8 protein-coding genes and 1 pseudogene are annotated in these 8,589 nt (G+C 66.8%); all 9 read right to left on the reverse strand.

Features of this window, described 5'->3' with window-relative positions:
* On the reverse strand, positions 1-335 hold a 335-nt coding region (locus JHD07_RS25445; RefSeq protein WP_291627060.1), incomplete at its 3' end, for a tripartite tricarboxylate transporter TctB family protein.
* 73 nt (positions 336-408) lie between these two features.
* Positions 409-1,401 carry a tripartite tricarboxylate transporter substrate binding protein gene (locus tag JHD07_RS25450; protein WP_291627063.1) on the reverse strand — a complete coding sequence of 331 codons (993 nt, stop codon included), beginning with the start codon at positions 1,399-1,401 and terminating at the stop codon, positions 409-411.
* A gap of 163 nt (positions 1,402-1,564) precedes the next feature.
* Positions 1,565-2,095 (reverse strand): annotated as a pseudogene (locus JHD07_RS25455) (hypothetical protein); the annotation flags it as partial.
* A gap of 57 nt (positions 2,096-2,152) precedes the next feature.
* The gene (gene scpA, locus JHD07_RS25460) at positions 2,153-4,309 is read right to left on the reverse strand and encodes a methylmalonyl-CoA mutase (protein ID WP_291627074.1); all 2,157 of its coding nucleotides are present in this window, start codon (positions 4,307-4,309) and stop codon (positions 2,153-2,155) included.
* Positions 4,310-4,325: 16 nt separating this feature from the next.
* Positions 4,326-4,790, reverse strand: coding sequence for a GFA family protein (locus JHD07_RS25465; protein ID WP_291627065.1), 465 nt, complete (start codon positions 4,788-4,790; stop codon positions 4,326-4,328).
* Positions 4,787-6,658 (reverse strand): methylmalonyl-CoA mutase family protein, encoded by a 1,872-nt coding sequence (locus tag JHD07_RS25470; protein WP_291627067.1) that lies wholly within the window; start codon positions 6,656-6,658, stop codon positions 4,787-4,789. The genes JHD07_RS25465 and JHD07_RS25470 overlap by 4 nt, the downstream gene beginning before the upstream one ends.
* Positions 6,659-6,739: 81 nt before the next feature.
* A complete protein-coding gene (gene folK / locus JHD07_RS25475) occupies positions 6,740-7,231 on the reverse strand; it encodes a 2-amino-4-hydroxy-6-hydroxymethyldihydropteridine diphosphokinase (RefSeq protein ID WP_291627069.1) in 492 nt (163 codons plus the stop codon).
* Complete coding sequence (gene folB / locus JHD07_RS25480; RefSeq protein WP_291627071.1) at positions 7,231-7,599, reverse strand: dihydroneopterin aldolase; 369 nt, start codon at positions 7,597-7,599, stop codon at positions 7,231-7,233. Before folB ends, folK begins: the two co-directional genes overlap by 1 nt.
* A complete protein-coding gene (gene folP, locus JHD07_RS25485) occupies positions 7,596-8,456 on the reverse strand; it encodes a dihydropteroate synthase (protein WP_291627073.1) in 861 nt (286 codons plus the stop codon). Before folP ends, folB begins: the two co-directional genes overlap by 4 nt.
* Positions 8,457-8,589: the final 133 nt, after the last annotated feature.

An 8,589-nucleotide genomic window follows, 5' to 3' on the forward strand; every position in this document is an offset into this window, starting at 1 on the left:
GTGATGATGAAACCGAGCCGGTCGGCGGCAGAGACGTAGAACAGCAACAGCGCCGGTGGCAACAGCGCGCGCAGGCCGTAGAGCTTGCTCTGCGGCGGCGGCGCGGCGGCCTGGCCGTCCTCGAACGGGACCAGCTCTTCCTCCTCCTCGAAGGAACGGCCGATGCCGAACGCGATCGCGAGCCCACACAGCGCGAGGCCGCAGCCGATCACCAGCGGAAAGACGTTGGGACCGACCGGTTGCCCCGGCACCGGCGGCAAGAGGTAACCGCCATAGGCGGCGGCCGCACCGAGCGCGACGAGAAACGATCCCGTGATGGAGTCGGGAAGACGCATGGGAAGTCCTGTCAGAGATAAACGCCCTCTCCCCGCGTGCGGGGAGAGGTGATCAGGGCGTCGCAGCCGCAGATCACGCCTTGCTCAGGCCCGCGGCCTTCATCGCCTCGCCCATCTGGGCGTCGCCCTTGTCCATGAAGCCGGCGAAGTGAGCGGCATCGCCCCACACGGTGCCGAAGCCGCGATTGCTCATGAAGTCCTTGTACTCGGCGGAGTCGTAGACCTTCTTCAGCGCCGCGGTCAGCTTCGTTGCGATCTCCGGCGGCAGGTTCTTTGGCCCGGCAATGCCGCGCCAGGCGCCCGTCGCGTAGTCGATGCCCATCGCCTCCTTCAGGGTCGGCACGTCCTTGAAGATCGGGTTGCGGGCCGGCGCCATGATGGCGAGGCTCCTGGCCTTGCCGGCCTCGATGATGGCGCGCGCCTCCGGCACCGAGCACGTCGTGAGGTCGAGGCCGCCGGCGGCGAGATCCTGCATCGCAGGTGCTGCGCCGTTCGAGGGCACCCAGGCGACCTGATTGGCGGGCAGGCCCATCGCCTGCATCCAGCCGACCAGCGCCAGGTGCCAGATGCCGCCCTGACCGGTGCCGGAGGCCTTGAACTTGCCGGGAGGCGCCGCCTTGATCGCGTCGGCGAGTTCCTTGACCGTCTTGTAGGGCGAGGAGGAGGAGACCTGGATGCCGGGCGGATCCTCGTTCATCAGCGCCAGCGGGGTGTAGCTCTTCGGTGTCAGCTCGGTCAGGCCCTGCCAGTGCATCATCGAGATTTCGACCGTGAGCATGCCGATGGTGTAACCGTCGGGCTGCGCGGTTGCGATCGCGCTGTGGCCGACCACGCCGGAGCCGCCGGTGCGGTTGACCACGTTGAAGGGCTGGCCGAGGTCCTTCTCCAGCAGGGCTGCGACAATGCGCGCCGTCGCGTCGGTGCCGCCGCCAGCGCCCCAGGGGACGATCACGGTGACCGGTCGGGCCGGATAGGCTTGCGCGAATGCGGGCTTGAAGCCGAAAGCGGCGGATGCCGCGGCTGCGGCGGTCGAAGCCGCAAAGGTGCGGCGCGAAATCTTGGACATTGAATGCCTCCCAGCGGCGCCCGTGATGCCGGGCGCTCTTGTCAATGACGGCATTCTAGTCGGCTTTGCAGCGCCGCCGCAAGGTAGCGCTACCAACGCGTTGTGAGCAACATGTCGCTGCTCAAGCCGTGATCACTGCTCTTCCTCATCGCCCTTCGGCCGTGAACCACTCGTCGGTCGCGGTCTCGCCGGCGCCGCGCTTCTTTTTTTCGTCCTTGAGCGAAGCAACGATCGCCTTCACCATGGCCTTCAGGGTCGCCCCGTTGTCGGCGGTCTCGGTGAAGAACGGGCGGATCGAGATGCGCTTCTTGCCGGCCCTGTCCCACAGGATCGTGTTCACGTCCGAGTTGGGATGCGCGCCGCGCGTGTTCATGTAGTCGTTGCGCAGGACGCTGACATAGCGGTCGGCAATGACGGAGCGGATTTCATATTTGCGCTCGAACTCCCAGCGACCTTCCCAAGAGGTCTGCGGATCGGCTTTGCGCGCGGCGGCAGCTTCCGCGGCATTCTTGTTGAGCCAATTCTTGCCCTCGGCGAGACAATCCGCGGCCAGCGCCGCATCCGCCTTGATCCTGTCGTCGAGGAAAACGCGTGCCTCGATGCTCCTGGTCTTGACGATCGCATCGGGCTTGGGGTCGGCGGCGTGCGCGGGACCGAACAGCGCGCAGACCGTGGCAACAGCGAGCGCGCGCATCAACGTGGGCGCGAGAGACATCACGCAAATCCTTCTTGTCGGAAACAGACGGTGAAACTACTCCGCCGCCTCGCTATGCCCGAGCCGGGCGTTCAGCTTGCGGATCAGCTCCTCGGCCGCTTCGGCGATCACAGTGCCCGGCGGGAAGATCGCCTCCGCACCGGCTGCGTACAGCGCATCGTAATCCTGCGGCGGCACCACGCCGCCGACGATGATCATGATGTCGTCGCGGCCATGCTTCTTCAGCGCGGCCTTCAGCTCCGGCACGGCAGTGAGATGGGCTGCGGCGAGCGAGGAGACTCCGAGGATGTGGACGTCGTTCTCGACGGCCTGCCGCGCGGCTTCGTCGGCGGTGGCGAACAGCGGCCCGATGTCGACGTCGAAGCCGATATCGGCGAAGGCCGAGGCGATCACCTTCTGACCGCGGTCGTGGCCGTCCTGGCCGATCTTGGCGACGAGAATGCGCGGGCGGCGGCCCTCGGCCTCCTCGAAGGCGTCGATCAGCGCTTGCACCTTCTCGACCTGGTTGCCCATGCTGGACGCCTCCCGCTTGTACACGCCGGTGATGGACTTGATCTCGGCGCGATGGCGGCCGAACACCTTCTCCAGTGCATCCGAAATCTCGCCGACGGTCGCCTTGGCGCGTGCGGCATCGATGGCGAGCGCGAGCAAATTGCCGTTGCCTTCGCCGGCCGAGCGCGTCAGCGCGGCGAGCGCGGCGTCGACGTCCTTCTGGTTGCGCTCGGACTTGAGCCGCGTGAGCTTGTCGATCTGAAGCCGGCGGACATTGGTGTTGTCGACCTTGAGGATCTCGATCGGGACCTCGTCGGTCGGCTTGTACTTGTTGACGCCGATCACTGCCTGCCTGCCGGCGTCGATGCGCGCCTGGGTCTTGGCCGATGCCTCCTCGATCCGCAGCTTCGGCACGCCGGCCTCGATCGCCTTGGCCATGCCGCCGAGCTCCTCGACCTCCTGGATGTGGCCCCAGGCCTTCGCCGCGAGGTCGCGCGTCAGCCGCTCGACATAATACGAGCCGCCCCAGGGATCGATGATGCGGGTGGTGCCGCTCTCCTGCTGCAGGAACAGCTGGGTGTTGCGGGCGATGCGGGCCGAGAAGTCGGTCGGCAGCGCCAGCGCTTCGTCGAGCGCATTGGTGTGCAGCGACTGGGTGTGGCCTTGGGTGGCCGCCATCGCCTCCACCGTCGTGCGCATCACGTTGTTGAAGACGTCCTGCGCGGTCAGCGACCAGCCCGAGGTCTGGCTATGCGTGCGCAGCGACAGCGAGCGCGGGTCTTTCGGGTTGAAGGGCTTGAGCAGCTTGGCCCAGAGCAGGCGCGCGGCGCGCAGCTTGGCGACCTCCATGAAGAAGTTCATGCCGATCGCCCAGAAGAACGACAGCCGCGGCGCGAAGCGGTCGACGTCGAGGCCCGCGGCAAGGCCGGCCCGCAGATATTCGACGCCGTCGGCCAGCGTGTAGGCGAGCTCGAGGTCCTGCGTCGCGCCGGCCTCCTGCATGTGATAGCCGGAGATCGAGATCGAATTGTACTTGGGCATCCGCTGCGAGGTGAAGGCGAAGATGTCCGAGATGATCCGCATCGAGGGCGCGGGCGGGTAGATGTAGGTGTTGCGCACCATGAACTCTTTCAGAATGTCGTTCTGAATGGTGCCCGACAACTTCTCCGGCGGCACGCCCTGTTCCTCGGCGGCGGCGACGTAGAGCGCGAGGATCGGCAGCACCGCGCCATTCATGGTCATGGACACGCTCATCTGGTCGAGCGGAATCCCTGCGAACAGCGTGCGCATGTCGTAGATGGAATCGATGGCCACGCCGGCCATGCCGACGTCGCCGCCGACGCGCGGATGGTCCGAGTCGTAGCCACGATGGGTGGCGAGGTCGAAGGCGACCGAGAGGCCCTTCTGCCCTGCCGCGAGATTGCGGCGGTAGAACGCGTTGGAATCCTCCGCCGTGGAGAAGCCGGCATATTGCCTGACCGTCCAGGGCTGGTTGACGTACATGGTCGGGTAGGGGCCACGCAAATAGGGCGCGATGCCCGGATAGGTCTCGAGAAAATCGAGCCCGGCCAGATCAGCCTCGCCATAGGCGGGCTTCACCAGAATGCCCTCGGGCGTCAGCCACGGCTCGGCGCTGGCGCTCGCCGCTGCGGTGGTTGCTCTCTCGAAGGCGACATTGGCAAAGTTCGGAATGCGGCTCATGGCTTCAACCATATCATCAATCATGATCCGGATGCTGATGGCTGACGATGGTCGCCATCTTCTCCGGTCCGTAATTCTGCTGCGTGGTCTGGCTCGGCAGATTGGCGATGCCGACGACCCAGCCGAGGCGGGATTCGGTGCCGAACTGGCGCGTCGGGATCACCCGATCGGGGCGGTCGAACGCGCCGGTCATGATCTCGATGCGCTCGCCGTCGATCCTCCCGAAGCTCAGCGGCGTGCCGCAGGCGGCGCAAAAGCCGCGCTCGGCGATGGTCGAAGATCGGAACAACGACGGCTGTCCCCTGGTCCAGGCAAAGTCTGTCTTGTTGATGTCGGCAAAGGAGGCGAATGGCGCGCCGGCCGCCTTCTGGCACATCCGGCAGTGGCAGATAGAGACCCTGTTCGGTGCCGTCATGACGGCAAAGCGCACGGCGCCGCATTGGCAACCGCCAGTGAGAACAGGTTTGCTGGTGTCGGTCATGACTGCTCCATCCGTCGGTATGCGTCTTGCAACGTGGCAAGCGCATCGCCTCCGGCGAAGACAAAACCCGTGACGCCGGCGGCCCGTAGCGTCGCCTCGGCATCCGCCGGGCGACCTGCCAGATAGATAAGCCGGCTGCCTGCGGTTTGCAGGGCCTTTGCCGCAGCTTCGGCGTGTTCCGCATAGACCTTGTCGCTGGAACAAAGACAGGCAATCTCGGCGCCGGAGGTCTTGAACGCGGCGGCGAGCCTGGCCGGATCGGCAAAGCCCTCGCTGTCGATGGCCTGGATGCCGCCGGCTTCGAAGAAGCTCTTCGCAAAGGTCGCGCGCGCGGTGAAATCGGCGGGCGTGCCGAGATTGGCTAGAAATACGCTCGGCCGCACGCCGCGCGCTTTCAGCACGGCATCCGACTTGTCGCGCAGCGCCTCGAACGGTTCCGCGAGCCGGATCGGCGAGAGCGGATCGAACTTGTACTTTTGCTCGCCATACGGTGCCAGCGCGATCGGCGCCGCCTTCAGCACGGTGGCTTCGCTCTCATGCAGGTTCGGAAACTCGCTCGCGCCGGTTAGCACGTCGCGGCGCTTGGCGATGTTGGCCTCGCGCGCCTTGCGCGTGGCAGCGACCCTGCTCTGGAACACGCCCTGCTGAAGCGCCGTGAAGGCGCCGCCGGCCGTCTCGCTCTCCTGGAACAGCGCCCAGGCCGCTTCACACAGTTGCGCCGTCAGCGTCTCGATGCCGCCGCTGCCTGCCGCGGGATCGCTCACCTTGGCGAGGTTGCTTTCTTCCAGCAGCAGGAGCTGGGTGTTGCGCGCCACGCGCCGCGCGAAGGGATCGGGCAGGCCGAGCGCCAGCGTATGCGGCAGCACCGTGATCGCGTTGGCGCCGGCAAGCCCCGCTGCGAACGTGGCGATGGTCGCGCGCAGCATGTTCACGTAGGGATCGCGCTGCGTCAGCATGCGCCAGGCCGTGTCGGCGGCAATGAACATCGGCTTGGGCGTCAGCCCGCATGCCGTTTCGATGCGCGCCCACAACAGCCGCAGCGCGCGGAATTTCGCCATGGTGAGGAACTGGTCGGCATCGGCGGCAAGCCGCGCATAGACCATGCCCTGTGCGGCTTCCAGCGGAATGCCCGCGCCTTCGATCGCGCGCAGATAAGCAATGCCGCAGGCCAGCACGAAGGCGAGCTCCTGCACTTCCGAGCCGCCGGCATCGTGGATCACGCGCCCGTCGGCAGAGGCAAACGGCCCCTTGAAGCCGAGCCCGGCGAGGCCCTGGATGGCGCCGGTGATTGCGGGGGCGATCTCCTCCCAGGTGTATGGGGTGTGGCCCCACGCGGCGCCCGCCGCAAGCGGATCGAGGCCGAAGCGGATGTTGCAGGCGTTGGGATCGAGGCCTGCGCTCTTCACGTATTCCGCGACATGGATCGCGGCCATCCGCGACTGCGGTCCGATCTCGAGCTCAATGCCGATGCCGGCGTCGAGGTGAATGCCCTGCAAGACCTTTGCGACCGCCTCGGCCGAAGGTTCCAGGCCGAAACCGCGTGCGCCATTGGCGCCGGCGAACACCAGCTCGAGCCCGGTCGCGCCGTTCTCCAGATCCTGCAACGCCTGCGCATTGGCGAGCGCCGCATCGGGATGGTCGATCCGCTGCAGGATCTGCCACGGTGCTGCCGGCAGCCGTCCTGGCACGGTGGCGGCGCCCCTGGCGCGCGGATAGAGCGGATCGATCTTGATGCCGTCATAGGTCTTGCCGACCAGCTTCTCGAACGGCGCGCCCTTCAGCACGCCGTCGACCAGCTTGCGCCAGTCTTCGACGGTGGCCTTGGGAAAATCCGCCGCCAGCGGCAGGTCGTCAGTCACGGAGGTCATGCGGCGCGGGGCTCCCGAACATCTTGTTATTCGCAGGCGAAATTGCCACGGCGAAGCGTCCCTGCAAACGGTTGTTTTTGGTTAACCGGTATCCGGAAGCCGCTCAATGCCTTGCGTCGAGACGCTGGCAAGCCCGTCTCGCACCCGAATACCCGAGATCACGCGTTCGGGCGCGATGTCGGCCAGCGGCACCAGCACGAAGGCGCGCTCGAACAGGCGCGGATGCGGCAGCGTCAGGTCGGGCTTTTGCAGGGACACGTCGTCGTAGGCGATCATGTCGAGATCGAGCGTGCGCGGCCCCCAGCGCCGCTCCTTGGTTCGCGTGCGGCCGAACTTCTGCTCGACTTTCTGCAGCACGAACAGAAGCGCGTGCGGATCGAGGTCGGTCTCGATCTCGATGCAGGCGTTGATGAAGGGATCCTGGTTCTCGTCGCCCCAGGGCGGGGTAGCGTAGTCCGAGGAGCGCGCGATCAGCGCGCCCTGCGCCATGCCGCAGATATGGGCGATCGCCTTGCGGAACGTCGCGCGGACATCGCCGACATTGCCGCCCAGCGCGATCAGCACGTTTCCCATCAGGGATGCCGCGAGCGCGTCAGCACGATGCCGACGTCGTCGAAGATCGCGGCGATCGGCGCATGCGGCTTGTGCACGGTGATCTTGACGGCGCGGATGCGGGGGAACTTCGACAGGATGGCATCGGCCACCGCGCCGGCCGCGCGCTCCAGGAGCTTGTAATTGGTGTTCTTGAAGGCCGCGGTCGTGGTCGCCACGACGTCGGCGTAGGACACGGTGTCCGACAGCCGGTCGCTGCGCGACGGCTCCGACAGGTCGGTGTAGAGCTCGAGATCGATGACGAAGCGCTGGCCGACTTCGGTCTCGTGATCCATCACGCCGTGGCGGGCATGGATCGACAGGCCGGTAACGAAGATCGTGTCGGTCATGGCTTGCTCTCGATGGCATGCGCCACCCGCAGCGCCTGCAGGGTTTCGGCGACGTCGTGGGTCCGGATGATCCTGGCGCCGCGCTGCGCGGCGATCAGATGCGCCGCGATCGAGCCGGCCAGCCGCTCCGATGGCTCCGACGGCGAAACCGAGGCGATGAAGCGCTTGCGCGAGGCGCCGACCAGGATCGGCAGGCCGAACATGTCGAGTTCGCGCAAGCGCGCCAGCGCGGTCATGCTCTGCTCGACAGTCTTGCCGAACCCGATCCCGGGATCGAGCACGATTTTGTCGCGTGCGATGCCTGCCTTTGCGGCAACATCCAGCGAGCGCAGGAAGAACGCCTTCATGTCAGCGACGATGTCGATGGCGGGATCGACGCTGTCGCGGTTGTGCATGACGATGACGGGAGCGCCTCTCGCGGCGATCAGCGGCGCCATGCCGGCGTCGCCTTGCAGGCCCCAGACGTCGTTGGCGATCGCCGCGCCCTGCGCGAGTGCGAAGGCCACCACCTCCGCCTTCATGCTGTCGATCGAGACGGGCACGCCGAGCGCCACCACCTCGGGCAGCACCGGTTTCAACCGCGCCAACTCTTCCGCCGCCGTGACCGGCCGGGCGCCCTTGTAGGGCCGGGTGGACTCGGCGCCGATATCGATGATGTCGACGCCCTCAGCGATCATCGCCCGCGCGCGCGCCAGCGCCTGCGCAGGTACGGTGAACGCGCCGCCGTCGGAGAAGGAATCCGGGGTGATGTTGAGCACCCCCATGACCGCAGGAAACGGCCGCCCCACGAGTGTCCGCAGTGCCTCGAACCGGGCCGAGCCGGCTGCCGGGACGGATTGGGAGGGCGAGGCGTTCATGCGGGTGGCTTTGCGCGGTCGCGAAGGGGGTGTCAAGACGGATTGGGGGCGCCGACGGCTACGGGCATCGCTCTCTCGCCGTCACCCTGAGGTGGCCGCTTCTTCAGCGGCCCTCGAAGGGCGACGGCCCGGC

Source organism: Bradyrhizobium sp., from assembly GCF_016462955.1.
In the GTDB taxonomy this organism is placed as follows: Bacteria; Pseudomonadota; Alphaproteobacteria; order Rhizobiales; family Xanthobacteraceae; genus Bradyrhizobium.